At 73.9% G+C, this 26,141-nt stretch carries 25 protein-coding genes and 1 riboswitch; of the genes, 16 read left to right on the forward strand and 9 right to left on the reverse strand.

Features of this window, described 5'->3' with window-relative positions; all coding sequences use genetic code 11:
• The first annotated feature begins 218 nt into the window (after nucleotides 1–218).
• A riboswitch (SAM riboswitch) is annotated at nucleotides 219–332 on the forward strand.
• A gap of 43 nt (nucleotides 333–375) precedes the next feature.
• Nucleotides 376–1,764 (forward strand): aminotransferase class V-fold PLP-dependent enzyme, encoded by a 1,389-nt coding sequence (locus tag BLS43_RS07455; RefSeq protein ID WP_093078805.1) that lies wholly within the window; start codon nucleotides 376–378, stop codon nucleotides 1,762–1,764.
• 14 nt (nucleotides 1,765–1,778) lie between these two features.
• Here BLS43_RS07455 and BLS43_RS07460 read toward each other — a convergent pair whose 3' ends face one another.
• Nucleotides 1,779–2,147 carry a VOC family protein gene (locus BLS43_RS07460; protein ID WP_093078808.1) on the reverse strand — a complete coding sequence of 123 codons (369 nt, stop codon included), beginning with the start codon at nucleotides 2,145–2,147 and terminating at the stop codon, nucleotides 1,779–1,781.
• Between the two features lie 14 nt (nucleotides 2,148–2,161).
• Between BLS43_RS07460 and BLS43_RS07465 the strand changes: the two genes are divergently transcribed.
• The 5 genes from BLS43_RS07465 to BLS43_RS07485 all read left to right on the forward strand — a co-directional run bounded on the left by BLS43_RS07465 (nucleotide 2,162) and on the right by BLS43_RS07485 (nucleotide 7,714).
• Nucleotides 2,162–2,488: a MarR family winged helix-turn-helix transcriptional regulator gene (locus BLS43_RS07465; protein ID WP_093078811.1), complete on the forward strand. Its 327-nt coding sequence runs from the start codon at nucleotides 2,162–2,164 to the stop codon at nucleotides 2,486–2,488.
• 122 nt (nucleotides 2,489–2,610) lie between these two features.
• Nucleotides 2,611–4,836 carry a maltose alpha-D-glucosyltransferase gene (gene treS / locus BLS43_RS07470; RefSeq protein WP_093078814.1) on the forward strand — a complete coding sequence of 742 codons (2,226 nt, stop codon included), beginning with the start codon at nucleotides 2,611–2,613 and terminating at the stop codon, nucleotides 4,834–4,836.
• Nucleotides 4,833–5,267: an SRPBCC family protein gene (locus BLS43_RS07475; protein WP_237192636.1), complete on the forward strand. Its 435-nt coding sequence runs from the start codon at nucleotides 4,833–4,835 to the stop codon at nucleotides 5,265–5,267. Before treS ends, BLS43_RS07475 begins: the two co-directional genes overlap by 4 nt.
• Before the next feature lie 9 nt (nucleotides 5,268–5,276).
• The gene (locus BLS43_RS07480) at nucleotides 5,277–5,738 is read left to right on the forward strand and encodes an HIT family protein (RefSeq protein WP_093078817.1); all 462 of its coding nucleotides are present in this window, start codon (nucleotides 5,277–5,279) and stop codon (nucleotides 5,736–5,738) included.
• Nucleotides 5,739–5,755: 17 nt separating this feature from the next.
• Nucleotides 5,756–7,714, forward strand: a complete 1,959-nt coding sequence (locus BLS43_RS07485) for a TPM domain-containing protein (RefSeq protein WP_218129743.1) — start codon at nucleotides 5,756–5,758, stop codon at nucleotides 7,712–7,714.
• A gap of 7 nt (nucleotides 7,715–7,721) precedes the next feature.
• Here the strand turns inward: BLS43_RS07485 and BLS43_RS07490 are convergent, their stop codons facing one another.
• Nucleotides 7,722–8,378, reverse strand: coding sequence for a GntR family transcriptional regulator (locus BLS43_RS07490; protein WP_093078820.1), 657 nt, complete (start codon nucleotides 8,376–8,378; stop codon nucleotides 7,722–7,724).
• An 86-nt stretch (nucleotides 8,379–8,464) separates the two neighbouring features.
• On the opposite strand from BLS43_RS07490, the gene glyA reads away from it, so the two are divergent.
• The 6 genes from glyA to BLS43_RS07520 are packed head-to-tail and all read left to right on the forward strand — an operon-like array spanning nucleotide 8,465 to nucleotide 15,553.
• The gene (glyA, locus tag BLS43_RS07495; RefSeq protein WP_093078823.1) at nucleotides 8,465–9,727 is read left to right on the forward strand and encodes a serine hydroxymethyltransferase; all 1,263 of its coding nucleotides are present in this window, start codon (nucleotides 8,465–8,467) and stop codon (nucleotides 9,725–9,727) included.
• On the forward strand, nucleotides 9,727–10,944 hold the full coding sequence (locus BLS43_RS07500; RefSeq protein WP_093078826.1) for a sarcosine oxidase subunit beta family protein: 1,218 nt from the start codon (nucleotides 9,727–9,729) through the stop codon (nucleotides 10,942–10,944). Before glyA ends, BLS43_RS07500 begins: the two co-directional genes overlap by 1 nt.
• An 8-nt stretch (nucleotides 10,945–10,952) precedes the next feature.
• Nucleotides 10,953–11,195, forward strand: a complete 243-nt coding sequence (locus tag BLS43_RS07505; RefSeq protein ID WP_093078829.1) for a sarcosine oxidase subunit delta — start codon at nucleotides 10,953–10,955, stop codon at nucleotides 11,193–11,195.
• On the forward strand, nucleotides 11,192–13,939 hold the full coding sequence (locus BLS43_RS07510) for a 2Fe-2S iron-sulfur cluster-binding protein (RefSeq protein ID WP_093078832.1): 2,748 nt from the start codon (nucleotides 11,192–11,194) through the stop codon (nucleotides 13,937–13,939). The genes BLS43_RS07505 and BLS43_RS07510 overlap by 4 nt, the downstream gene beginning before the upstream one ends.
• Nucleotides 13,932–14,423 carry a sarcosine oxidase subunit gamma gene (locus BLS43_RS07515; RefSeq protein WP_093078835.1) on the forward strand — a complete coding sequence of 164 codons (492 nt, stop codon included), beginning with the start codon at nucleotides 13,932–13,934 and terminating at the stop codon, nucleotides 14,421–14,423. Before BLS43_RS07510 ends, BLS43_RS07515 begins: the two co-directional genes overlap by 8 nt.
• Entirely contained in the window at nucleotides 14,420–15,553 is a 1,134-nt protein-coding gene (locus tag BLS43_RS07520; RefSeq protein WP_093078838.1) for an L-serine ammonia-lyase, iron-sulfur-dependent, subunit alpha, read from the forward strand. The genes BLS43_RS07515 and BLS43_RS07520 overlap by 4 nt, the downstream gene beginning before the upstream one ends.
• A 70-nt stretch (nucleotides 15,554–15,623) precedes the next feature.
• On the opposite strand, the gene BLS43_RS07525 is transcribed toward BLS43_RS07520, so the two are convergent.
• Nucleotides 15,624–15,965, reverse strand: a complete 342-nt coding sequence (locus BLS43_RS07525; RefSeq protein WP_143029969.1) for a CoA transferase — start codon at nucleotides 15,963–15,965, stop codon at nucleotides 15,624–15,626.
• Between the two features lie 101 nt (nucleotides 15,966–16,066).
• On the reverse strand, nucleotides 16,067–16,978 hold the full coding sequence (locus tag BLS43_RS07530; protein WP_093078841.1) for a TauD/TfdA dioxygenase family protein: 912 nt from the start codon (nucleotides 16,976–16,978) through the stop codon (nucleotides 16,067–16,069).
• A gap of 212 nt (nucleotides 16,979–17,190) precedes the next feature.
• Here BLS43_RS07530 and BLS43_RS07535 point away from each other — a divergent pair, with 212 nt between their 5' ends.
• Both BLS43_RS07535 and BLS43_RS07540 read left to right on the forward strand, forming a co-directional pair.
• A complete protein-coding gene (locus BLS43_RS07535; protein WP_093078844.1) occupies nucleotides 17,191–17,997 on the forward strand; it encodes an LLM class flavin-dependent oxidoreductase in 807 nt (268 codons plus the stop codon).
• 13 nt (nucleotides 17,998–18,010) lie between these two features.
• Complete coding sequence (locus BLS43_RS07540; RefSeq protein WP_245707363.1) at nucleotides 18,011–19,948, forward strand: M13 family metallopeptidase; 1,938 nt, start codon at nucleotides 18,011–18,013, stop codon at nucleotides 19,946–19,948.
• A 61-nt stretch (nucleotides 19,949–20,009) separates the two neighbouring features.
• On the opposite strand, the gene BLS43_RS07545 is transcribed toward BLS43_RS07540, so the two are convergent.
• On the reverse strand, nucleotides 20,010–20,978 hold the full coding sequence (locus BLS43_RS07545) for an NADPH:quinone oxidoreductase family protein (RefSeq protein WP_093078849.1): 969 nt from the start codon (nucleotides 20,976–20,978) through the stop codon (nucleotides 20,010–20,012).
• A gap of 56 nt (nucleotides 20,979–21,034) precedes the next feature.
• Complete coding sequence (locus BLS43_RS07550; RefSeq protein ID WP_093078852.1) at nucleotides 21,035–21,520, reverse strand: peroxiredoxin; 486 nt, start codon at nucleotides 21,518–21,520, stop codon at nucleotides 21,035–21,037.
• A gap of 208 nt (nucleotides 21,521–21,728) precedes the next feature.
• Here BLS43_RS07550 and BLS43_RS07555 point away from each other — a divergent pair, with 208 nt between their 5' ends.
• Nucleotides 21,729–22,418 (forward strand): DUF899 family protein, encoded by a 690-nt coding sequence (locus BLS43_RS07555; protein WP_093078856.1) that lies wholly within the window; start codon nucleotides 21,729–21,731, stop codon nucleotides 22,416–22,418.
• On the opposite strand, the gene BLS43_RS07560 is transcribed toward BLS43_RS07555, so the two are convergent.
• The 3 genes from BLS43_RS07560 to BLS43_RS07570 are packed head-to-tail and all read right to left on the reverse strand — an operon-like array spanning nucleotide 22,402 to nucleotide 24,769.
• On the reverse strand, nucleotides 22,402–22,995 hold the full coding sequence (locus BLS43_RS07560) for a TetR/AcrR family transcriptional regulator (RefSeq protein ID WP_093078859.1): 594 nt from the start codon (nucleotides 22,993–22,995) through the stop codon (nucleotides 22,402–22,404). The genes BLS43_RS07555 and BLS43_RS07560 overlap by 17 nt on opposite strands.
• Nucleotides 22,992–23,780 carry an enoyl-CoA hydratase/isomerase family protein gene (locus BLS43_RS07565; RefSeq protein WP_093078862.1) on the reverse strand — a complete coding sequence of 263 codons (789 nt, stop codon included), beginning with the start codon at nucleotides 23,778–23,780 and terminating at the stop codon, nucleotides 22,992–22,994. The genes BLS43_RS07560 and BLS43_RS07565 overlap by 4 nt, the downstream gene beginning before the upstream one ends.
• Before the next feature lie 59 nt (nucleotides 23,781–23,839).
• Nucleotides 23,840–24,769 (reverse strand): AraC family transcriptional regulator, encoded by a 930-nt coding sequence (locus BLS43_RS07570; RefSeq protein WP_093078865.1) that lies wholly within the window; start codon nucleotides 24,767–24,769, stop codon nucleotides 23,840–23,842.
• A gap of 149 nt (nucleotides 24,770–24,918) precedes the next feature.
• Between BLS43_RS07570 and BLS43_RS07575 the strand changes: the two genes are divergently transcribed.
• Entirely contained in the window at nucleotides 24,919–26,139 is a 1,221-nt protein-coding gene (locus BLS43_RS07575) for a cytochrome P450 (RefSeq protein ID WP_093078868.1), read from the forward strand.
• Nucleotides 26,140–26,141: the final 2 nt, after the last annotated feature.

Here is a 26,141-nt window from a genome sequence, read left to right on the forward strand (position 1 = left end):
GGAAGCCCACCCGATGCCCGCAGGCACGGCCCCATGATCACCCTGGGTCGCGATTTCCCGATCCGGCCGGGGAAATCCGCCGTTAATCTGCGCGCCGCCGCCCAGAACAGACAATCGGCCACCATTCCTGGGAGCTCGACCCGACAATGTCCGGTCATTTCGGCGTTTCCCGGATCACACTTGACCGGGGCCGGATCGGTTGCCTACCGTCGTCGGCAGGTCATGAGTGCCAGCGTCAAGCCCCGGCTCGCTGGTCGGCAACCCTCCTCCGCGGTGGGGTGCTCCGGGTGACGACCCGGCCGCCGCGAACCCGCGTGCGGCAAGCGCGGACCCGCGTGCACCGCCGGGTCCTGTCACGGATCCGGGAGGATCACCATGTCCCACACCGCCGTCGCACACTGTGCCGCCCCGACCGCACCCGTCGGCGCCGCGGTCGCGCCGCCCGCCGCTGTCGCACTGCCCGCCCTGGTCGGCACCGGCCTGCCCGTCCCGCTGGTCGACGGGCGCACGGTGCCCTACGCCAACCTCGACCTCGCCGCGAGCGCGCCCGCCCTGCAGGCGGTCGCCGACCACGTCGCCGAGCTGCTCCCCTACTACTCCAGCGTGCACCGCGGCGCGGGCTACGCCAGCCAGGTGTGCACCTCGGTCCTGGAGGCGGCCCGCGGCACGGTCGCCCGGTTCCTCGGGGCCCGCGAGGACGACGTCACGGTGTTCACCCGCAACACCACCGACGCGCTGAACCTGCTGGCCGGGGCCGTGCCGGGCGCGACGCTCTGCCTGGACCTCGAGCACCACGCCACGCTGCTCGCCTGGCGCGGCGACCACCGCGTGCTCGCCGCGGCGGACACGGTCGCGGAGACCCTCGAGCGGCTCGCCGAGGCGCTGACCGAGCGGCCCACCGCCCTGCTGGCGATCACCGGCGCGTCGAACGTCACCGGTGAGATCCCGCCGATCGCCGAGATCACCGCCCTCGCGCACGCCGCCGGGTGCCGCGTGGTGCTGGACGCCGCGCAGCTCGCCCCGCACCGCCGCGTCGACATCGCCGCCTGGGACGTCGACTACGTGGTGGTCTCCGGGCACAAGCTCTACGCCCCCTACGGCGCGGGTGCGCTGGTCGGGCGTCGGGACTGGCTGGACGTGGCCGCGCCCTACCTCGCGGGCGGTGGCGCGGTACAGGCCGTGGGCGTGTCCGGGGCGACCGCCGAGGTCACCTGGGCCCCCGCGCCGCACCGCCACGAGGCCGGCACGCCGAACGTGCTCGGCGCCGCCGCCCTGGCCGCCGCCTGCCGCGCCCTGGACCCGGTGATCGACACCGCGGTGCCCGCGCACGAGCGGGCGCTGCTGGAGCGGCTGACGGCGGGTCTGGCCGAGGTGGCCGAGGTGGTGCCGCTGCGGATCTGGGCGGACGCCGAGGACCGGGTCGGGGTCGTCAGCGTCGTGGTGCGGGACATCCCGGCCGGTCTGGTCGCCGCCGCGCTGTCCGCCGAGCACGGCATCGGCGTGCGGGACGGCCGGTTCTGCGCCCACCCGCTGCTGGCCCGCCTGGCGGGCGGCGCGGACGCGGTCCGGGTGAGCCTGGGCCTGAACACCACCGCGTCCGATGTGGACCGGCTGGTGGTGGCGGTGCGCAGCATCGCCGAGCACGGCCCGGCCGGGGACTACCACGAGGTCCAGGGGCGCTGGACCCCGCGCGGGGACACCCGCGACCTCGACCCGTTCGGCCTCGGGCACACCGCGGGCGGCGCCTCCGGCTGCGGCCACTGAGCCTGCGGCGCGCGTCAGGCGCGGTCGTGCAGGGTGATCCGGTAGCCGTCCGGGTCGGCGAAGGTGAAGGTGCGCCCGAAGGGGCCGTCGATCGGCTCGGCCACGACCGCGTGCCCGTCGGCGACGAGCGCGTCGTGGACGGCCTGCACGTCCGTGGCGTGCAGCCAGATCGCCACCCCGATGCCGGGGTGCGCGGCGGAGTCGAGGTCGGTGCCGGGCACGACCTCCCGCAGCGCGAACGCGACGGGCTCGGTCTCGAACACGACCGCGTGCGGCGGCCCGGCCTGCGCGCGGACGAGCCCGAGGTAGCGCTCGTAGAAGGCCTGCGAGGCGGCGAGGTCGCGCGCCTGGAGGGAGATGAAGTCGGGGCCGGTGACGGGCATGGTGGCACTCGACGGTGACCCGCTACTCCTGCCTGGAGCTGCTCGCCCAGCGGCCGGGCCTGTCGAACTCCGACCTCGCGCGCGGCGCGTTCGTGACCCGGCAGTCGATGAACGTGCTGCTCCAGACGCTGGAACGGGAGGGCCTGGTCGTCCGGCCCGCGCAGGCACCCGTCGGCAAGGTGCTGCCGACGCGGCTCACGCCCAGCGGGCGGCGGAGCCTGGCGAAGGCGACCGCCGCGGTGCGGTCCGTCGAGGTCCGGATGCTGTCCGGCCTGACCGAGGCCGACCGGGAGAGCGCCCTGCGGATACTCCGGAGCATGGTCCGTTCCCTGCGCGGCTGACCGCTCGGCATGCGATCACAGGGAGCGCGGCGCATCGTGGGCGCGTCACCGTCGTTGCCTCGTCGGGGTGGGTGGTACACCTCCCCCGGCTGAGGCGGGCACCAGGCGAGCACGGAGCGTTGATGACGGACGAGCAGGGGCTGCAGACATCGGGCCGGACGCCCGAGCAGGCACCCCACGAACCGAGCGAGATCACCTACGCGGAGCACGAGTACCCGGCGCGGCCGCGGACGCTGCGCCACCGCGCGCGGGCCAAGACACCCGTCGTCCGGCGCTCGGTGGCCAAGGACGGGGCCGCGACCGGCGAGAACCCGGCCTACGTGTCCTGGCTGCTCAGCCAGTCGATGCTCGCGGACGCCAACGAGATCGCCCGCCAGTTCTCCGGCCAGGGCTCGATGTGGCAGAACCCCTTCGCCGATCCCGGCCCGCGCCAGGCCGTCGAGACCGCGTCGGTGTGGTTCACCGCCTACCCCATCTCGTTCATCACCCGGCCGGGCGAGTCCTTCCTGGGCGCCCTGGGTGACGAGGCGCTCTGGAACGTCTTCTCCGCGGTGGGCATCGAGGCCGTCCACACCGGACCGGTGAAGCGGGCGGGCGGCATCTCGGGCTGGCAGCTCACGAGCTCCGTCGACGGCCACTTCGACCGGATGTCCACCGAGATCGACCCCGCCTTCGGCACGGAGGCCGAGTTCCGGGCCATGTGCGGCATGGCCACCTGGTCCGGCGGCACGATCATCGACGACATCGTTCCCGGCCACACCGGCAAGGGCGCGGACTTCCGGCTCGCCGAGATGAAGCACGCCGACTACCCCGGCATCTACCACATGGTGGAGATCGAGGAGGAGGACTGGGACCTGCTGCCGGACGTCCCGGCGGGCCGGGACTCCGCCAACCTCGACGCCGCCACCGAGGAGGCCCTGGAGAAGGCCGGCTACATCATCGGCCGCCTCCAGCGCGTCATCTTCTACGCGCCCGGGGTGAAGGAGACGAACTGGAGCGCGACCAAGCCGGTGATCGGCGTGGACGGGGTCTCGCGGCGCTGGGTGTACCTGCACTACTTCAAGGACGGGCAGCCCTCCATCAACTGGCTGGACCCCAGCTTCGCCGGGATGCGCCTGGTCATCGGGGACGCGCTGCACTCGCTGGCCGACCTCGGCGCGGGCGCGCTGCGCCTGGACGCCAACGGGTTCCTCGGCGTCGAGAAGGCGGCGGAGGGCATGCCCGCCTGGTCGGAGGGGCACCCGCTGAGCGCCGCGGCCAACCACCTCATCGGCTCCATGGTCCGCAAGGTCGGCGGGTTCACCTTCCAGGAGCTCAACCTCACCATCGACGACATCCGGGCCACCTCCGCCGCGGGCGCGGACCTGTCCTACGACTTCGTCAACCGCCCCGCCTACCACCACGCGCTGGTCACCGCGGACACCGAGTTCCTGCGGCTGACCCTGCGCACGTCCCTGGAGCTGGGCGTCGACCCGGCCGGGCTCGTGCACGCCTTGCAGAACCACGACGAGCTCACCTACGAGCTGCTGCACTGGGCCACCGGCCACCGGGACGACGTCTACCCGTTCGCGGGCGAGGACGTCACCGGCGAGCAGCTGGCCGAGCGGATCCGCGCGGACCTGTCCGAGACGCTGGTGAGTGTCGACTACAACCGGGTGTTCACCACGAACGGCATCGCCTGCACCACGGCGACCGTCATCGCGGCCACGCTGGGCTTCCGCTCGCTCGACGACATCACCGAGGCGGACGTCCCCGCGATCATGCGGGTGCACCTGCTGCTGGCCATGTTCAACGCCCTGCAGCCCGGGGTCTTCGCCCTCTCCGGGTGGGACCTGACCGGCATGCTCACCCTGCCCGCGGAGGACGTCGCGGAGCTGATCGCCGAGGGCGACACCCGCTGGATGAACCGGGCCGCCCACGACCTGATGGGCGTGGCGCCCCAGGCGACGAAGTCCAGCGCCGGGATGCCGCGCGGCCGCTCGCTCTACGGCCCGCTGCCCGAGCAGCTCGCGGACGAGCGCAGCTTCCTGCGCCAGCTCCAGGCGATCCTGGCGGTCCGGTCCCGGCACGGGATCGCCACGAGCCGCCAGATCGACGTCCCGGACGTCTCGCACCGCGGCATGCTGGTGATGGTGCACGAGCTGGAGGGCGGCGACCAGCACGTCACCGTGCTGAACTTCAGCCCCGAGGCCGTGACCGGCACGATCCGCAGCGAGCACCTCATGCCCGGCTCGCGCGTGGTGGACATGTTCACCGAGAAGGAGGCCGGGGTGGTGGACGACCTGCGGGCGTTCCTGGTGGAGCTGGAGCCCCACCAGGGCCACTCGTTCCTGCTGGAGCTGCCGTGACAGGGACGGTGCCGAGTACCCACGTCGCGGTCCAGGTCGCCGCGCCCGCGGAGGCCGTCTACGCCTTCGTGACCGACCCGACGAACCTCCCGCGCTGGGCGGCCGGGCTCGCCGGGGCGACGGTCGAGCTCCGCGAGGGGCGCTGGGTGACCGACTCCCCCATGGGCGAGGTCGAGATCGCCTTCGCCCCGCGCAACGAGCACGGCGTCGCGGACCACGACGTCACCCTGCCGGGCGGGGAGGTCGTGTCCAACCCGCTGCGCGTCCTGCCCAACGGCGACGGCTGCGACGTCCTGTTCACCGTCCGGCAGCGGCCGGACATGACCCCCGAGGACCTGGCCCGGGACGTCGCGGCCGTGCGGCAGGACCTCGAGCGGCTCGCAGCCCTGCTGGGGGCCGGTGGTCCGGCGCCGACGGCCCCGAGCCAATAGCCTGCCCCCATGAGCGACGGGAGGCTGGCCGCGCTGCGGCGCGGCGAGAAGCCCCAGAACCTGGTGGGCGAGACCGCGTCGGGGTACGCGGTGTTCGGCGACCACCAGAAGCTGCCGGGCTACTGCCTGCTGATCCACCGCGGCGAGGCCGACCACCTCACCGATCTCGAGCCGCCCGAGCGGACGGCCTTCCTGGAGGATCTCGCCCTGCTCGGCCAGGCGGTCGACACCGCGCTGCGCGGCGACCCCGCGTTCCGGCGGCTGAACTACGAGATCCTCGGCAACAGCTGGCCCCACCTGCACGCCCACGTCCACCCGCGCTACTCCTGGGAGCCTGACGAGTACCGCTCGCGGCCGGTCTGGCGCTACCCGGACCTGGACGCCGAGGAGCACCGCGCCGACGCCGCCCACGCCGAGCTGCGGGACCGGATCGCCCTGGAACTGCGGGCCTTGGTGATCGGCGGGGCCTGAGGGGCCAAGATGGACGGGTGACGCTGCGCCGGCTCGCGGCCCTTGCCGCCCTTCTCGTCCTGCCGTTCCTGCTGTTCGTCGGCACGGCCTCAGCCGACGCGCCCTTCCGCGTACCGGACCGGGTGACCGACCGGGCGGGGGTGCTCACCCCCGCGGACACCACGCGGATCACGCAGGCGGCCGCGCAGCTGCGCAGCGAGAAGGGTTGGGAGCTCTACGTCGTCTACGTCGACTCGTTCGACGGCCGGGACGGACAGGCCTGGGCCGAGGCCACCGCGCAGGCGTCCCAGCTGGGTCGCAACCAGGTGCTGTTCGCCGTGGCGACCGGGGACCGGGTGTACGGCACCTCGTTCGACCAGGACTTCCCCCTGTCGGCGTCCACCACGGACGCGATCGAGGCGAACGACGTGCAGCCCCTGCTCGCGCGGTCGGACTGGGCGGGCGCCGCGGTCGCGCTGGCCGACGGGCTCCGCACGGGCGGCTCGTCGAGCGGGTCCGGCGGCTCGGTCGTGCCGTACGTCGTGGGCGGCGCGGTGGTCGTCGGCGGCGGGGCGTACCTGGTCTCGCGGCGTCGGAGGAAGGCGGCGCCCGCTCCCGCCCCGGAGGACGAGCAGGTCGCGGACCCCTTCCCCGGAGAGTCCACCGAGGACCTCGGTTTCCGCTCGTCGCAGGCCCTGCTGGACGTCGACAACGCCGTCGGCACCTCCGAGACCGAGCTGGCGGCCGCCCGCGGCCACTTCGGCGAGGAGGCGGTGGCCCCGTTCGTCGCCGCCCTGGAGGCGTCGCGGGCGGACATGCTGGCGGCCTTCGAGATCCGCCAGAAGCTCGACGACGAGATCCCCGAGACCGAGCCCCAGCAGCGCGCCCTGCACGCGGAGATCCTCCGGCTCGCCACGCAGGCGGACGACCGGCTCGACGCACAGGTCGAGGCGTTCGACCGGATGCGTGCCCTGGAGGCGGACGCGGGCGGGTACGTCGACGGCCTGGCCTCGCGGCACTTCGGCCTGACCGCACGGGTCCCCGAGGTCGAGGCGGCGTGGGCGCGGCTCGGCGCCCGCTACGCGCCCGCCGCCCTGGAGCCCGTGGCCGACCACCTCGCCCAGGCGCACGCCCTGCTCGCCGACGCCGAGAAGGAGATCGGCGAGGCCCGCACCCAGCTCGGCGCGTCCCGCCCCGCCTACGCGGTCGTCGACGGACGGGCCGCCGAGGACGCGCTGACCCAGGCCGAGACCCTGCTCGACGGCGTGGGACGCCGGGAGACCGAGCTCGTCGAGGCGGCGGGCCGGATCCCCGCGGCGCGGGCCGAGGTGGAACAGGACCTCGCCGAGGCCTCGGCGCTGTCCGGTGTGGACGCCGGTGTGCTCGCCAGGGCACGGGCGGCCCTGGAGTCCGCCGAGCAGGCCGCGACCGCCGCGCAACCCGATCCGCTGGCCGCCCTGCACCTGCTCGACGAGGCGAACGTCGCCCTGGACCAGGCGATCGCGGCGGCCCGCGAGGCGGAGGAGCGGGCGCGCCGGGCGGCCGCGATGCTCGACCAGACCCTCGTCTCCGCGCGCGCCGCGGTGTCGGCGGCGTCGGACTTCGTGTCGACGCGCCGCGGCGCCATCGGGACCCCGGCCCGCACCCGACTCGCCGAGGCGCAGCGGCACCTCGCCGCCGCCACCGCGGGCGGTGACCCCACCGCGGCCCTGCGCGAGGCCCAGCAGGCCGAGTCCCTCGGCAACGAGGCCCTGAACCTGGCCCGCCAGGACGTGAACCGCTGGTCCGGACCCACCCAGGGCGGCGGCAGCACCGGCGTCGACCTGGGCAGCCTGGTGCTCGGCGGCATCCTCAACGAGGCCATGCGCGGCGGCGGCTACCGAGGCGGGTCCCGCGGCGGCGGCTTCGGCGGTGGCGGGTTCGGCGGCGGCCGCTCCCCCGGCAGCTTCGGCGGCTCCGCATCCCGCGGGCGTCGCGGCGGCGGGGGTCGCTTCTAACCCCGCGTCAGAGGAGGGCGCGGATGCTGCGTTCGAAGCCTTCCACGTGGGCTCGGGCCAGTGCCTCGGCCCTGTCCTCCTCGCCCGCCACCACCGCGTCCAACAGGTCGGCGTGCTCGTGGACGTGGCCGGGGAGCGCGGGCAGGCGGTCGAGGAACAGGACCCAGATCCGGGTGGCGAGGTTGTCCAGGCGCACGCAGACGTCCTCGAGGTGCGGGTTGCCCGTGGCGCGGTAGAGCGCCCGGTGGACCTCGACGTCCGCGCGCAGCAGCGCCCGCGGGTCGCCCTCGGGGTCCAGCCCGGCGATCGTGCGGGCGAGCTCCCGCAGGGCGGCGCGGTCGGCCGCGCCCGCGTCCCGGGCCGCCGAGCGGGCGGCGAGCGGTTCGAGCGCGAACCGGACCTGGGACAGGTTCGCCAGGTCGGTGATGTCCACGGGGGTCGCGAACGTGCCCCGCCGCGGATAGGCGACGACGAGCCGGTCGCCCTCGAGCCGCTTCAGCGCCTCGCGCACCGGGGTGCGGCCGGTACCGAGCTCGGCGGCCAGCCGGTCGTCGTTCAGCGGGTCGCCGGGGCGGATCTCCAGCATGACGAGCCGGTCCCGGATCGCCGCGTACGCGCGGTCGGCCAGCGACTCGCCCGCGCCGAGCTCTGCCGTCACGCTCATCCGCACTCCCCCTTGACCTCGCGGCCACCGTACCCCATGGTTGATATACCAGTCCACGCGTACATGTCGACCAGAGAGAGCACGCCATGTCGCTCGCCACCCGCTCCGCCCTGGGACTCCCGCTCGCCGAGGCCGATCCGGAGGTGCACGCCGCCGTCACCGCCGAGCTGGCCCGGCAGCGGGACACCCTCGAGATGATCGCCAGCGAGAACGTCGCGCCGCTCGCCGTGCTGCAGGCGCAGGGCTCGGTGCTCACCAACAAGTACGCCGAGGGCTACCCGGGCCGCCGCTACTACGGCGGCTGCGAGCACGTCGACGTCCTGGAGCAGCTGGCGATCGACCGGCTGAAGGCCCTGTTCGGCGCCGAGTTCGCCAACGTCCAGCCGCACTCCGGCGCGCAGGCGAACGCCGCCGCCATGGCCGCCCTGCTCTCCCCCGGCGACACGATCCTGGGCCTGGACCTCGCGCACGGCGGGCACCTGACCCACGGCATGCGGCTGAACTTCTCCGGCAAGCTCTACGACGTCGCCGCCTACCACGTCCGCGAGTCGGACCACCGCGTCGACATGGCCGAGGTCGAGCGGCTCGCCCTGCAGCGGCGGCCGACGCTGATCGTGGCGGGTTGGTCGGCCTACCCGCGGCAGCTGGACTTCGCCGAGTTCCGCCGGATCGCCGACTCGGTGGGCGCCTACCTCATGGTGGACATGGCGCACTTCGCGGGCCTGGTCGCGGCGGGGCTGCACCCGAGCCCGGTGCCGCACGCCCACGTCGTCACCTCGACCACGCACAAGACGCTCGGCGGGCCGCGCGGCGGCGTGATCCTCGCCCAGGCCGACCTGGCCAAGAAGTTCGACTCGTCGGTGTTCCCCGGCCAGCAGGGCGGGCCGCTCGAGCACGTGATCGCCGCGAAGGCGGTGGCGTTCAAGCTGGCCGGCACGCCCGAGTTCCGCGAGCGCCAGGAGCGGACCCTCGCCGGCGCCCGGATCCTGGCCTCGCGACTGCCGGCCGAGGAGAACGTGAGCGTGGTGTCCGGGGGTACGGACGTCCACCTCGTGCTCGTCGACCTGCGCCATCACGAGCTCGACGGACAGCAGGCCGAGGACCGGCTCGACGCCGTCGGGATCACGGTCAACCGCAACGCCGTCCCCTTCGACCCCCGCCCGCCGATGGTCAGCTCCGGCCTGCGGATCGGCACCCCCGCGCTCGCCACCCGCGGGTTCACCGAGGCGGACTTCACCGAGGTGTCGGACGTCATCGCCCTCGCCCTGCGCCCCGACCCGGACCTCGCCGCGCTGAGGTCCCGAGTGGACGCGCTCGTCGCCCGCCACCCGCTCTACCCGGAGATCTGATGGCTGAGAACCTTCCCGAGCACCCGGACTTCCTCTGGCGCACACCGGAACCCCGCCGCAGCTACGACGTGGTGGTCGTCGGCGGGGGCGGGCACGGCCTGGCCACCGCGCACTACCTCGCGAAGAACCACGGGATCACGAACGTCGCGGTGCTGGAGAAGGGCTGGCTCGCAGGCGGCAACATGGCCCGCAACACCACCCTGATCCGCTCCAACTACCTGTGGGACGAGTCCGCGGCGATCTACGAGCACGCGCTGAAGCTGTGGGAGGGGCTGGAGGAGGACCTCGGCTACCCGATCCTGTTCTCCCAGCGCGGCGTGCTGAACCTCGCCCACACCGAGCAGGACGTCCGCGACTCGGTCCGCCGGGTCGAGGCCAACCGGCTGAACGGGATCGACGCCGAGTGGCTCTCCCCCGACGAGGTCGCCAAGATCTGCCCGATCGTCAACGTGTCCGGGGACATCCGCTACCCCGTCCACGGCGCGACCTACCAGCCGCGCGCGGGCATCGCGAAGCACGACTACGTCGCCTGGGGCTTCGCCCGCCGCGCCGACGAGGCCGGGATCGACCTGATCCAGGACTGCGAGGTCGTGGGCTTCGAAACCGACGGCGACCTGGTCACCCGCGTCCGGACGACGCGGGGGGACATCGCCTGCGGCACGGTGGCGCTGTGCGCGGCCGGGCACACGTCCGTGCTGCTGGACATGCTGGGCGTCCCGGCGCCGCTGCAGTCACACCCGTTGCAGGCCTTGGTCTCCGAGCTGCTCGAGCCCGTCCACCCCACGATCGTCATGTCGAACGCGGTGCACGTCTACGTCTCCCAGGCGCACAAGGGCGAGCTGGTGATGGGCGCGGGTGTGGACTCCTACAACGGCTACGGCCAGCGCGGCGCCTTCCACATCATCGAGCGCCAGATGGCGGCCGCGGTGGAGCTGTTCCCAATGTTCGCCCGCGCGCACCTGCTGCGGACGTGGGGCGGGATCGTGGACGTCACGCCGGACGCGTCGCCGATCGTCGGGCACACGCCCTATGCCAACGTGTACCTGAACAGTGGTTGGGGCACAGGAGGTTTCAAGGCCACCCCCGGCATCGGGTGGTGCCTGGCGGACACCGTCGCGCACGGCCGCCCGCACCCCTACGTCGCCCCGTTCGCCCTCGACCGGTTCACGACCGGCGCGCTCGTCGACGAGCACGGCGCCGCGGCCGTCGCCCACTAGGAGCCGTCATGCAGCTGATCGAGTGTCCGTACTGCGGCCCCCGCGAGGAGGTCGAGTTCCACTACGGCGGACAGGCCGGGGTGGCCTACCCCGCGGACCCCGCCGCCCTGACCGACGAGGAGTGGGGGCGTTTCGTGTTCGTCCGCGCGAACCCCAAGGGGCGCTTCGAGGAGCGCTGGAGCCACGCGGCGGGCTGCCGCCGCTGGTTCACCGCCGTCCGGGACACCGCGACCTACCGGTTCTCGCGATGACGCGCGTCGACGGGTATGGCCGGGTCGACCGGACGCGCACGCTGCGCTTCACCTTCGACGGGGTCTCCTACACCGGCCACCCCGGCGACACGCTGGCCTCGGCGCTGCTCGCCCACGGGGTCCGGACGATCGCGCGCAGCGTGAAGCAGGACCGCCCGCGCGGCGTCACGGCCGTCTGGAGCGAGGACCCGACCGGCCTCGTGCAGGTCGAGGAGCCCTTCCCCGAGCCGATGCTGCTCGCCACCACGATCGAGCTGGTCGACGGCCTGGTCGCCTCCTCGATCGGCGGTCGCGGCCGGCTGGCCGAGGTCCCCGACACCGCGCGCTACGACCGCCGGTACGCGCACTGCGAGACCCTGGTGGTCGGGGCGGGCCCCGCGGGCCTGCTCGCCGCCCGCACCGCCGCCCGCCGCGGCGACCGCGTGGTGCTGGTGGACGACCGCCCCGCCGCGGGCGGCTCGCTGACCGGCACCGAACGGATCTGCGGCCGGGACGCGCTGGACTTCGTCGCCGACACGCTCGCCGAGCTGCGCGCGCACCCGGACGTGCGGATCCTGCTGCGCACCACCGCGTTCGGCCACTACGACGACGGGTTCGTCCTCGCCCTGGAGCGCCGGACCGACCACCTGGCCCCGGCGCCGCAGGGCCTGTCCCGGCAACGGGTCTGGCGGATCCGGGCCGGGCACGTGGTCGTGGCGACCGGCGCCCACGAGCGGCCGATCGTGGTGGCGGACAACGACCGCCCCGGGATCATGCTCGCCGCCTCCGCGCGCGACCTCCTGCACCGGTACGGGGTGCTCGCGGGCCGCAGGGTCGTCGTCTTCACCAGCGACGACGCCGCCTACGACGCCGCCGCCGACCTCGCCGGGGCGGGCGCGGAGGTGACGCTCCTCGACCCCCGCCCCGTGCGCGGCGATAGTCGCTCCGGCGACTATCGCCGCTCACGAGGGCTGGTGCTGGGGACCGGTGCCGGACCGGACGGCGCGATCAGCCACGTGTTCACCGACCAGGGCGAGCTGCCCTGCGACCTGCTCCTGCTCTCCGGCGGCTGGAACCCGACCTCGCACCTGTTCTCGCACGTCCGCGGCGCCCTGCGCTACGACGCCGAGCTGGGCGCGTTCCGACCGGGTGAGGCCCTGGCGGGGGTGACCGTGGTCGGCGCCGCGAACGGGACGTTCGACCTCGCGGGATGCCTCGCGGAGGGCCGGGGCGAGACCCCCGAGCCCCTCCCCCGCACGAACCTGGTCCTGTGGCGGACCGACGGCGACCCCGCGCGCCAGTACGTCGACCTGCAGCGCGACTCGACGGTCGCCGACATCGCGCGCGCCACGGGGGCCGGGCTGCGCAGCGTCGAGCACGTCAAGCGCTACACCACGATCGGCACCGCGCACGACCAGGGCAAGACCTCCGGCGTGCTCGCGAGCGCGATCACCGCCGAGCTGCTCGGGGTGCCGATCGAGTCGCTGGGCACCACCACGTTCCGGCCCCCGTACACCCCGATCGCGTTCGCGGCGCTGGCCGGGCGGGAGCGCGGGCAGCTCTTCGACCCGGTCCGGACCACGGCGCTGCACGCCTGGCACGTGGCGCGCGGGGCGGTGTTCGAGGACGTCGGCCAGTGGAAGCGGGCACGGTACTACCCGCTGCCCGGTGAGGCTGGCGGCACTGAGGACATGGACACCGCGGTGCTGCGCGAGTGCGCGGCGGTCCGCCGGGACGTCGGCATCCTCGACGGCTCCACGCTCGGCAAGATCGAGGTCCGCGGCCCGGACGCGGGCGCCTTCCTCGACATGATCTACACGAACCTCATGTCCAGCCTGCGGCCCGGCCGGGTCCGCTACGGCGTGATGTGCGGCCTCGACGGCATGGTGATCGACGACGGCACCGTCCTGCGGCTGGACGACGAGGGGTTCCTCGTCTACACCACCACCGGCGGCGCCGCGCCGATCCTGGACCACATGGAGGAGTGGCTGCAGACCGAGTGGCCGCACCTGCGCGTCACGCTGACGTCGGTGACCGAGCAGTGGGCGACCTTCCCGGTCGTGGGGCCGCGGAGCCGGGACGTGGTGGGCGCGCTCGCCCCGCACGTCGACGTCTCCGCCGCGGCCTTCCCGTTCATGACCTGGCAGGACACCGAGGTCGACGGCGTGCCGGTCCGGCTGGCCCGGATCAGCTTCTCCGGGGAGCTGGCCTGGGAGGTCAGCGTGGACGGCTGGCACGCGCCCGCCTTGTGGCGCAGGCTGATCGCGCTCGGCGAGCCGTACGGGATCACCCCCTACGGCACCGAGACGATGCACGTGCTGCGCGCGGAGAAGGGCTACCCGATCATCGGGCAGGACACCGACGGCACCGTGTCCCCGCAGGACCTCGGGATGAGCTGGGCGGTCTCGACGAAGAAGGTCGACTTCATCGGCAAGCGGTCGTTCGCGCGGGCGGAGAACCGCAACCCGCTGCGCAAGCAGCTGGTGGGGCTGCTGCCGCTGGACCCGACGGTGAAGCTGCCGGAGGGCTCGCAGATCATCGAGCAGACCGCGGAGCTGCCGCCGCCCCCGGTCCCGATGCTCGGCCATGTCACGTCCAGCTACCGCAGCGCCGCGCTCGGCCGCACCTTCGCGTTGGCCCTGGTCAAGGGCGGGCACGCGCGGATCGGCGAGCGGCTGACCGTCCCGGTGGGCGGGGACCTGGTCCCCGTCGAGGTCACCGGATCCGTGCTCGTCGACCCCGAGGGGACCCGCCGCGATGGCTGAGACGCTCACCCGCACCGGCGCGCTCGACGGCTGGGCCGCCCGGTTCGCCGAGCTCCCGGACTCGGTCGCCCTCCTGGCCGAGCCGTTCCACACGATGACGAGCGTCCGCGGCGAGACCACGCTGCGCCCGAACACCTGGGTGGAGGAGGACGGGTTCGACGCCGTGTGGCTCGGCCCCGACGAGGTCCTGCGGACCAGCCCGTTCCGCTCCGCCGCCGAGCTGGGCGGCACGGACGTCTCCGCCCAGCGCACCACGATCCGGCTGCGCGGGGCCCACGCCCGGGACCTCCTGGAGACGGGGTGCGCGATCGACCTGCACCCGCGCGTGTTCGGCGCGGGTTCGGCGGCGGTCACCCTGCTCGGCCAGGCGAACGTGATCCTGCTCTGCCTGGGCGAGAACGACTACCGCATCCTCGTGCGGTCCTCGTTCGCCGCGTATCTGGCGGAGTGGTTGCTGGATGCGGCCACGGAGTACCGCGGATGACCGTGTCCGCGTTCGACCTGTTCACCGTGGGCATCGGGCCGTCGAGCTCGCACACGGTGGGTCCGATGCGGGCGGCGCGCCTGTTCGTCGAGCGGCTGGGGCGCGAGGGGCTCCTCTCTCGGGTGGTCCGTGTCCGGGCGGAGCTGTTCGGCAGCCTCGGGGCGACGGGGAAGGGCCACGGCAGCGTCGGCGCGGTGGTGCGCGGACTGGCCGGGGAGGAGCCGGAGACGGTCGACCCGCGGTCGTCGACCGTGGCGGACGTCGAGGGGACCGGCCGCATCCGTCTGGCCGGTGTGCACGAGGCCGCCGCCCCGGAGGTGATCCTGCACCGCAGGCGGGTGCTCCCCTTCCACCCCAACGGGATGCGCTTCACCGCCACCGCCGGAGACACCACGCTGCTGATCGCGGAGTACTTCTCGGTCGGCGGCGGGTTCGTCGTCGACGGCGAGACGTGGCGCCCACCCGCCGTCACGGTGCCGCACCCCTACTCGACCGGGGCCGAGCTGCTCGCGCGCTGCCGGGAGACCGGCCTGTCGATCAGCGCGCTCACCCTGGCCAACGAGTGCGCCACCGCACCGAGGCCGAGGTCCGCGACGGGCGGACGCGTCGTCACCGCCCCCACCAACGGCGCGGCCGGGATCGTGCCCGCGGTCCTGCACTACTACCGGCGGTTCTGCCGGGGCGCCGACGACGACGGCGTCGTCCGCTTCCTGTTGGCCGCCACCGCCGTCGGGAGCCTGTTCAAGGAGAACGCCTCGATCTCCGGTGCCGAGGTCGGCTGCCAGGGCGAGGTGGGCTCGGCCTGCTCCATGGCCGCCGCCGGGCTCGCCGAGGTCATGGGCGGCAGCCCGGAGCAGGTGGAGAACGCCGCGGAGATCGGCATCGAGCACAACCTGGGCCTGACCTGCGACCCGATCGGCGGCCTGGTCCAGATCCCCTGCATCGAGCGGAACGCCGTCGCCGCGTCGAAGGCGATCACCGCGGCCCGGATGGCGGTGCGCGGGGACGGCGTCCACCACGTCAGCCTCGACAAGGCCATCCGGACCATGCGGCTGACCGGCCGGGACATGAAGAGCAAGTACAAGGAGACCAGCCGCGGCGGCCTGGCCCTGACCGTCGTCGAGTGCTGAGCCGACTGTGGGGTCGTGCGTGGTGAGTGGTGCTGGAGCACCACTTACCACGCACGGGCGGCGAAGCCGCTCAACCACACCGCGGTCGTGCAGCCCGCCCGTGGTTGACCGGCGCGGCGCCCTCCTCGGTCCCGGTGATCAGGTCGGCCCGCTTCGCGCGCAGGGTCTCCGGGGCCATCCACCGCCGCCCGACGACGTTGTCCACCAGCACGCCGGTCGCGGCGATCAGGTCGGTGACCAGGGCGCGGCCCTCGTCGGAGCGCATGTCCACGGCGACCGAGCGCTTGCCCTTGTTCAGCGACGCCCAGGAGAACGAGTCACCCGCCCGGTCCACCGGCCAGCGCAGATGGTCCGACCCGCCCCCCAGCGGGTCGATCCGGATCACCGAGGCACCGAGCTGGGCGAGGGTCATGCCGCCCGTCGGTCCCGCGACCGAAGCTCGCGCACTCCACCACCTGCAACCCGGCCAGAGGTCTACTCACCCGAGCCAGGCTACCTATCCACAGCCGGCGCTCAGACCGCCTGGGAGCGCAGCGCCTCCACCCCGACCGGCGCGTCCCCGCGCAGGGTGACGCGGTGCATCACGCGGCGGGCGTCCCCGTAGTCGCGGTTCGCGTAGTGGACGGTGGAACGGTTGTCCCACATCGCGACGTCCCCCTCGGCCCAGCGGTGGCGCACGATGTGCTCGGGCTTGGTGAGGTGCGCGTAGAACAGGTCCAGCAGGTGCCTGCTCTCGGCGTCGGACACCCCCTGGATCCGCTCGGTGAAGCCGGGGTTCACGAACAGCGACCGACGCCCGGTCTCGGGGTGCACGCGCACCACGGGGTGCACGACCGGTTCGAGGCTGGTGACCGTCTCGCCCTCCCACACGCTGCCCCGGCCCTGGCGGCGCTGCGCGAGGTAGTAGCCGAACTCGCGGTTGCCGTCGTGGACCGCGTCGAGCTCGTCGGCGAGGCGCTGCACCGCCGGGGACAGGGACTCGTAGGCGAGCTCCAGGTCGGCCCAGTTCGTGTCGCCGCCGCAGGCCGGCAGGGTGACCGCCCGCAGGATCGAGCCCAGCGGCGGCCGCTTCATGAAGGTGACGTCGGTGTGCCAGACGTCGGAGAAGCCGTTGTCCGCGGAGTCCAGCGCGTAGATCTCGGTGTGCTCGTCGTCGATGCCTGGGACCACCGGGTGGGACGCCGTCAGCTCGCCGATCCGGTTGCCCAGCCGGACCTGGCCGGTCGGGTCGAGGGCGTGCTGGCCGCGGAAGAACAGCACCTTGCGCTCGGTGAGCCGGGCGCGGATGGCGGCCACCTGGGCGTCGGAGGCGGTGGCCAGGTCGACGTCGTGGACGATCGCGCCGAAGCGCGGGCCGAGCGGCTCGAGGGTCAGGTCGACGGCGGCGAGCGGGGACGACGGGGACACGGGGGACAGCGGGGACACGGCGGGGCTCCTCGGGAGCGGTGGGAACGGGGACGGGGGCGGGGTCACCGACAGAGCGCCACGGCCGTCCGGCAGAGGTCGACGTAGAGTCGCGCCACCAGCCGAAGGTCCACGTCCCGATCGTGACGCCCGCGCAGCGGCTCGGCAAGGGTGGTCGCCGTCACCGGGCCCACTGACTACCGTGCGTGCGTTGATCGATACCCTGCGTAGGTATGGAGCTGGGCTACCTCACGCACGTCGGCGGGCTCGGCTCGCCGCGCGACGCCTACCGCGACACCGTGGCCCTCGCCGTGGCGGCGGAGGCGGCGGGCTACGACTCGTTCTGGGTCGCCCAGCACCACAACAGCGAGGCGCAGGGGTACCTGCCGTCGCCGTTCGTGCTGCTCGCGGCGGTCGCGCAGGCCACGCAGCGGATCCGGCTCGGGGTGGGCGTCGTCGCGGTGGCGCTCGAGGACCCGCGCCGGGCCGCGGAGGACGCCGCCGTGCTGGACACGCTGTCCGGCGAGCGCGTGGAGCTGGGCGTCGGGGCGGGGTCGGACCCGGCCGCGTCGGCCCTGTTCGGGCGCGACCACGAGCGTCGGCACGCCGAGACCGCGGCGGCCGTCGACGAGCTGCGGGCCGTCCTCGGCGGGATCACGCTCGTGCCGGACGCGCCGGGGCTGCTGGACCGGATGTGGTGGGCGACGGGATCGGCTCGGGGCGTCGACGCGGCCGCGGCCCGCGGGACGGGGGTGATCTCGGGCAGGCCGCAGGGCGCCGCCGTGGACCTGGAGCGGTTCTGGGGACGGTCGGTCGGCGAGCCGCGGGTCGCGGTGTCGCGGCTGGTCCGGGCCGGGGAGCCTGCCGCGGAGGTGACCGCCCGGCTGCGCGCCGACCCCGCCCTGAGCTGGGCGACCACGCTCCTCGTGCAGACCCAGCCCACGCGGACCGACCGCGCGACGCACCTGCGGACCCTCGATGTCGGCCGGGCGGCGCGGGACTCCTACCGTCGACCCGTGGCGAGCACGGCGCCCGCTTAGGCAGGATGGCCGGGTGACCGATACCGAGCAGCGCCGCAGTGGCCTGGACCTGCGTTGGGTGGACACCGGCACCCGCCCGCAGGACGACCTGTTCACCCACGTCAACGGCAAGTGGCTCGCGGGGCACGTGATCCCGGACGACCGGGCGCAGGACGGCGCCTTCCGGGATCTGCGCGACCGGGCCGAGGAGGACGTCCGGGCCATCGTCGAGGAGGTCCGCGAGGGCCGGGTGGCCGACCTGTACGCCTCCTACATGGACACCGAGCGGATCGAGGAGCTGGGCACCGCCCCGCTGCAGCCGCTCCTGGCGGAGATCGCGGACGCGTCGTCGAAGGAGGAGCTCGCCGGGGTCCTCGGCCGCCGCCAGCGGCAGGGCCGGGCCGCACTCTTCGGCGCCTTCGTCGGGACCGACGCCAAGGACTCGTCGCGCTACCTGGTGCACCTGTCGCAGGCCGGGCTCGGCCTGCCGGACGAGTCGTACTACCGCGAGGAGCAGTACGCGGAGATCCGGGCCGCGTACCTGACGCACCTGTCCCGGCTGTCCGCCCTGGTGGGCCTGCCGGACGAGTCCGCCTCGGTGCTGGACCTGGAGACGCGGCTCGCCGCGATCTCCTGGGACCGGGTGACCAACCGGGACGCCGAGAAGACCTACACCCTGATGACCTGGCCCGCGGTGCAGGCCAACGCCCCGGAGTTCCCCTGGTCGGCGTGGCACGCCGCGCTCGCGGCCCCGGAGGGCGCGTTCGACGAGGTCGTCGTGCGGCAGCCCGCCTTCGTGCTGGCCGCGGCCCGGTTGTGGGCCGAGCTCCCGCTGGAGCAGTGGAAGGCCTGGCTGTCGATCCGGGTGGCGTCGGCCTGCGCGGACTACCTGAACGACGCCGTGGTCGAGGAGGACTTCGACTTCTACGGCCGCACCCTGTCCGGCACCCCCGCCCTGCGGGAGCGCTGGAAGCGCGGGGTCTCGGTGGTGGAGGGCGCCGTCGGCGAGGAGGTCGGGAAGCTCTACGTGGAGCGGCACTTCCCGGCGTCGTCGAAGGAGCGGATGGTCGAGCTCGTCGCGAACCTCGTCGAGGCCTACCGGCAGTCGATCTCCACGCTGGACTGGATGTCGCCGCAGACCCGCGAGCGGGCGCTGGAGAAGCTGGGCAAGTTCCGCCCGAAGATCGGCTACCCCGACAGGTGGAAGGACTACTCGTCGCTCGTCGTCTCCCGGGACGACCTGCTCGGCAACATGCTGCGGGCGGCGGAGTGGGACTTCGACTACGACCTCGCGCGGATCGGCGGGCCCGTCGACAAGGACGAGTGGCTGATGACCCCGCAGACGGTCAACGCCTACTACCACCCGCGGATGAACGAGATCGTCTTCCCGGCCGCGATCCTGCAGCCGCCCTTCTTCGACCCCGAGGCGGACGACGCGGCCAACTACGGCGGCATCGGCGCCGTCATCGGGCACGAGATCGGCCACGGCTTCGACGACCAGGGCAGCCGCTACGACGGCGACGGCAACATGACCGACTGGTGGGAGACCGCGGACCGGGCGGAGTTCGACAAGCGCAGCGGCGCGCTGATCGAGCAGTACTCGCTGCTCTCCCCCGCCGGGCTGCCCGAGCACAAGGTCAACGGGGCGCTCACGGTCGGCGAGAACATCGGCGACCTGGGCGGGCTGACGATCGCGATCAAGGCCTACAAGATCGCGCTCGGGGACGCCGAGGCCCCGGTGATCGACGGGTTCACCGGGCTGCAGCGGGTGCTCGTCGGGTGGGCCCAGGTGTGGCGGGCGGCCACCCGGGACGCCGAGGCGGTCCGCAGGCTCGCCGTCGACCCGCACTCTCCGCCGGACCTGCGCTGCAACGCGGTGGTGACCAACCTGGACGCCTTCCACGAGGCGTTCGGGGTCTCCCCCGACGACGCGCTCTACACCTCCCCCGAGGCCCGCGTCCGCATCTGGTGATCCCCACGAACGGCGCGTCCGCTCACACCTGGTGAGCGAACGCGCCGTTCGCCGTCGAGGGTCAGGGGACCAGCACGTACTTGCCGACGGCGGTGCGGTCGGCGTAGCGGCGCAGGACCTGCGCGGCCTCGGCCAACGGGGCGGTGACCGGATGCGGCGGGTGCAGGTCACCGCGCCCGATCCGCCCGACGACGTCCGCCAGCAGGGCGGCCTGGCCCTCGGCCCCGCCGACCTCCCGCGCCCAGTCCCCCCAGTCCACACCGACGACCGTGCGGTTGCGGAGCAGCACGATGTTGGCGGGCAGCCGCGGGATCTCGCCGCTCGCGAACCCGAGGACGCAGAACCGCCCGCCCGCCCTGAGCGCGCGCAGCGCGGACTCCGCCGCCGGGCCGCCGACGGGATCGACGACCACGTCCGCGCCGCCGCCCGTGGCCGCGCGGATGCCGTCCTTGAGGTCGGTGTAGTCGATCGCCGCGGTGGCGCCGGCCGCGACCGCCGCCGCCCGCTTCTCCGCGCTCGACGCGACGGCCAGCACCCGCGCGCCCAGGCTGCGGGCGACGTCCACCGCGGCCAGCCCGATCCCGCCGCCCGCACCCAGCACGACGACCCACTCGTCCGGTGCGATCGCCACGCGGCGGGTCACGGCGAAGACCAGCGTGCAGTAGGACTCGAGCGCGGAGGCGGCCACGACCGGACCCACACCCGCCGGCAGCGGCACGGGGTCCGCCAGGACGGCGTGGCTGGTGTACCCGCCGAACCCCAGCACCGAGCCGACGACCGCGGTGCCCGTCCGGGCCGGGTCCACGCCCTCGCCGACCGCGAGGACGGTGCCCGCGACCGCCGACCCGGGGGTGAACGGCAGCGGCGGTCTGACCTGGTAGCGGCCCTGCACGATCAACCCGTCGACGAAGCTGACCCCCGCGGCCTCGACACCCACGAGGACCTCACCGGGCCCGGGCACGGGGTCGGGCTCCTCGACGACCGTCAGCTTCTCCGGGTCCCCGAACTCGGTACAGACCACGCGCAGCACGGGTCCACCCTGACCGATCGACCGCTCAGTTCGGGTGTGACCCCGCCCACACCCGCCTACAGGGACTTGAGTACGGCGTCGGCCGAGCTGACGGTCACGTCGCCGGGCGAGCTCTCCACCCACACCCCCGTCGCGACCCCGTCGGTGAAGACCGCCGCGTAGCGCTGGTTGCGCAGCCCCAGTCCCATGCCGGTGCCGTCCAGCGTGAGCCCGAGGGCCTTGGCGAGGTCGCCGTTCCCGTCGCCGAGCATGAGCACGGCGTCACCGGTGTCCCGAGACCTGCCCCAGGCGTCCATGACGAAGGCGTCGTTGACCGAGACGCAGGCGATCGTGTCCACGCCCTTGGCCTTGAGCTCGTCCGCCCGCAGCACGTACTCGGGGAGGTGCTGGTCCGAGCAGGTGGGGGTGAAGGCGCCGGGGACGCCGAACAGCACGACCGTGCCCGTGCCCAGCACCTCGGTGCTCGTGACGGGGGTGGGCTTGCCGTCGCGCATCGTCGTCAGCGTGACCTCGGGAAGGGTGTCGCCGGCCGAGAGGGCCATGGGGTGCCTCGTTTCGCGGAGTGTCGTGATCGGCTCGACGCTACTGTGGGCGCACCCGCGCCGCACCCGCGCCGCACCCGCGCCGCAGCCGCGCCGCAGCCGCGCCGCAGCCGCACCGGAGCCGTCCCCGACCGAACGATGAGTTCCGCGCCCCGGGAGAGTCCACCCCCAGGACGTCACCGAACCGTCACCGAGACCGGGAGGACCCATGACCGCACGACCGCCCGTCGTCGACACGCAGACCTGGGAGCGGGAGCTCGCCGCGCTCCGGGCCAGGGAGAAGGCCGCCACCCGCGAGCTGGACGCGATCGCCGCGCAGCGCAGGCGGCTGCCCATGGTCGAGATGCCGGACTACGTGCTGGAGGGCCCGGACGGGCCGGTCCGGCTGGTCGACCTGTTCGGCGACCAGGACCAGCTGATCGTCTACCACCACATGTGGGAGGACGGGGCCCGGTGGCAGTGCGGCGGCTGCACGAGCTTCACCACGCAGTTCACCCGCTTCGCCGGCCTGGCGAAGTTCGGCGCCCGGTTCGTGATCGTCACCCAGGGCCCGATCGCCGACGCGCTCGCCTACCGGGACGAGGTCGGCAACCGCATGGAGTGGTACTCGACGGCGGGCAGCGCGTTCGGCGCGGACGTCGGCGCGGGGCCGAAGGAGGGCTTCGGCGTCAACGTCTTCCTGCGCGACGGCGACCGGGTCTACCGGACCTGGCACACGAACGGGCGCGGGGTGGAGCAGCTCGGCCACCTGTTCGCGCTGGTCGACGTCCTGCCCTACGGCCGCCGGGAGGAGTGGCAGGACTCCCCCGAGGGCTGGCCGCAGGGCCCCGCCTACGCCGGGTGGATGGGCTCCGACGAGATCGCCGCGGCCTACGGGGACGCTACGCGGGCGGGATGATGCCCTCGCCCACGATCCGCACGACCTCGCCCGGCAGGGCGTCGGAGCCGGGGCGGCCGGGGCGGTACCACTCGCTGATCGAGTTGACCGTGCCGCTGAGCAGGCGGGCGGCGAGCGACGGCTCGACGCCGGCGCGCACCTCGCCGTCGGCCACCGCCTCGGCGACGAGCGAGGCGATCGAGGCGTCGAAGGCGCGGCGGCGGGCCAGCGCCCACCGCTCGGTCTCGGTGTTGCCCCGCACCCGCAGCAGCAGCGTGACGTACGGCAGCTCCGACTGCAGCACCTCCACCTGCCGGTAGATGATGTGCCGCAGGCGGTCCAGCGCCGGACCGGAGAGCGACTCCGGCTCGGACAGGATCCCGAACAGACCGTCCAACGCCCGGGTGAGGGCCGCCTTGAGCAGCTCCTCCTTGCCCGAGACGTGGTGGTAGAAGCTGGACTTGGTGATGCCCGCGGCGCGGGACAGGTCCTCCATCGACGTGGCGTCGTAGCCGCGGGTGTTGAACTCCGCGACGGCCACGGTGAGCAGGGACGCCGCGTCGTAGGCCGGTCGGCGCCGCCCGGTGGGGGCCGTCATCGCCCCTCGAACGCGGGGGCGCGCTTCTCCAGGAACGCCTCCACGGCCTCGCGGTGGTCCCGGGTGACGCCCAGCCGCGCCTGCCCCGCGGCCTCGGCGGCCAGGACCGTGTCCAGGGAGGACACCGCCCCGATCGCCACGGCCTTCTTGATCTCGGCGTAGGCCAGCGTGGGCCCGGCGGCCAGCTTCCGGGCGAGCGTGAGCGCCGCGCCGAGCACCTCGTCCGCCGGGACGACCGACCGGACCAGGCCGGACGCCAGTGCCTGCGCCGCGTCGAACGACTCGCCGAGCAGCAGCAGCTCGGTGGCCCTGGCCGCGCCGAGCGAGTGCGTGAGGGTGGCCGACAGTCCCGAGTCCGCGGTCAGCCCGATCGCCGAGAAAGCGGTGGCGAACGTGGCGCCCTCGGCCGCGATCCGCAGGTCGCAGGCCATGGCGAAGCCGAGGCCCGCCCCGACCGCCCCGCCGTTGATCGCGCAGACCACCGGTTTCGGCATCGTCGCGAGCAGCGTGACGATCGGGTTGTAGTGCTTCTCCACGGTGTCGAACGAGGTGGCCGAGTCACCGCGCAGGGACTTCACGTGCTCGCCCAGGTCCTGCCCCACGCAGAACGACTTGCCGCTGCCCGCCAGCACCACGGCGCGGACGTCCGGGTCGGCCGCGACCTCCGCCAGCGCCTGGTGCAGCGCCTCCTTCAGCTCGACGGTCAGTGCGTTGCGCCGCTCGGGCCGGTTCAGCGTGACGACCGCGACGGCGCCGTCGCGCTCGAGGGTGACAGGCGAGTCCATCGGGCCATGCTAGCCGCCGCCGTCAACCGAACGATCGTTTCAGGGTCCGGGGTCCGCCGTCAGCGGGCGGCGGACGGCGGGTGGCCGTAGCGGCGCCGGAAGGCGGCGGCGAAGCGGCTGGCGCTGGAGAAACCCCAGGCCGCGGCAACCTGGCTGATCGTGAGGCCCGGCCGGGCGGCGAGGTCGGCGCGGGCGCGGTGCAGCCGCACGGCGACCAGGTGTTCGGTCGGGGTGCAGCCCATCCACCGGCGGAACCCGTCCTGCAGCCGCCGCACCGAGGTGCCCGCGACGTCCGCCATCTCGGCGGCCGTCCACGCGCGGGCGGGGTCGTCCGCCACCGCGTCGACCACCCGGCTGATCATCCGCGGCCGCGCGGGCGGGCCGCCGTCCTCCGGGCAGACCGCCAGCAGGAAGCCCGCGGACACGGCTCCCGCCAGCTGGGCCCGCACGACGGGCTGGTCGGAGAACAGCGGCGTGGTGCGGGCGTGCGAGGACAGGCCGGCGACCAGGTGCCGCCAGTCCCGACCCGGCCCCGCGGCGTCGAGCCGGACCTGGTCGGGCAGCGACCCGACGGTCCCGGGCCTGCCGAGGACCCGCTCCGCCTCGCGGTCCATCCAGTCCCGGTCGAACTTCACGCCGAGGACGGTGCAGGTGGCGTCCCAGTGGCTGATCAACGACGGCGTGTCGGCCCGGAAGACGGTGGCCTGCCCGGCCACGGAGGTGACCGTGCCGTGCCGCCCGCGGCTCTCCAGATGCCCGGTCAGCGGCAGGTTGACCTCGTAGGCGGCGGGATAGTCGCAGGCCACGGCGACGTCCGCACCCCACCCGACGTACCCGATGAGCACCGGACCGAGGTCCACCGTGCGCAACGTCAGCCGCGGGTCGCCCCCGCCGCCCAGCGGCGTGAGCTCGTGCGGGAAGTACGCCGCCGCCACCGACTGCGAGGCGCGCTGCCAGTCCCGGAACGTCGCACCACTGCGTGCGGGCATGCCGGGGATGGTAGCCCAGCGCAGCGCGGGCGACCCGGCGCGCGATCCGTCTCGGATCCGCGCGATCCGTGTCGTCGCGGCGGTGCCGCGGACCTACCTTCGCGGCCATCCCGGACACCGCCGACTCGGATCCCTGTGGAGGAACGTCGATGACGACGACCGAGAACGACCTGGGCTGGCTCGACGACATCACCATGAGCCAGCTGGAACGCAACCCCTACCCCGTCTACGAGCGGCTGCGGGCCGAGGCCCCGCTGGCCTACGTCCCCGTGCTCGGCTCCTACGTGGCCTCGACCGCGGAGCTCTGCCGCGAGATCGCCACCAGCCCGGACTTCGAAGCCGTGATCACCCCGGCGGGCGGCCGGACGTTCGGTCACCCCGCGATCATCGGGGTGAACGGCGACGTGCACGCCGACCTGCGCGGCATGGTCGAGCCGCAGCTCCAGCCCGTCGAGGTGGACCGCTGGGTCGACGACCTGGTGCGCCCCATCGCCCGCCGGTACGTCGAGGCGTTCGAGAACGACGGCCGCGCCGAGCTCGTGGCGCAGTACGCCGAGCCGGTCAGCGTGCGGTCCCTCGGTGACCTGCTGGGCCTCACGGACGTCTCGTCGGACACCCTGCGGGACTGGTTCGCCCGGCTGAACCGCTCCTTCACCAACGCCGCCATGACGGCCGACGGCGAGTTCGCCAACCCGGAGGGGTTCCTCGACGCCGACCGGGCCAAGGAGGAGATCAAGGCCGCCGTCGACCCGCTGATCGACCGGTGGATCACCGAGCCCGCGGACACCGCGATCTCGCACTGGCTCCACGACGGCATGCCGCCCGGGAAGACGCGGGACCGCGAGTACATCTACCCGACGATCTACGTGTACCTGCTCGGCGCCATGCAGGAGCCCGGCCACGGCATCGCGTCCACGCTCGTCGGGCTGTTCGGCGAGCCGGAGCAGTTCGAGCAGGTCGTCGACGATCCCGCGCTCATCCCCCGGGCGATCGCGGAGGGCATGCGCTGGACCTCGCCGATCTGGTCGGCGACGGCGCGGATCACCACCACGGACGTGCACCTCGCGGGCGTGGACCTGCCCAAGGGCACCCCGGTGATCCAGTCCTACGGCTCGGCGAACCACGACACCGGCCTGTACGAGGCGCCGACCCGCTTCGACCTGCACCGCCCGCCGCTGCCGCACCTGGCGTTCGGCGCGGGCAGGCACGCCTGCGCGGGCATCTACTACGCCAACCACGTGATGCGGATCGCGCTGGAGGAGCTCTTCGAGGCGATCCCGAACATGGAGCGGGACACCTCGGCCGAGGTCGAGTTCTGGGGCTGGGGCTTCCGCGGCCCGACCGCCCTGCCCGTCACCTGGGAGGTCTGACC

The sequence above is a fragment of the Pseudonocardia oroxyli genome, from assembly GCF_900102195.1.
GTDB classification, from domain to species: Bacteria; Actinomycetota; Actinomycetes; order Mycobacteriales; family Pseudonocardiaceae; genus Pseudonocardia; species Pseudonocardia oroxyli.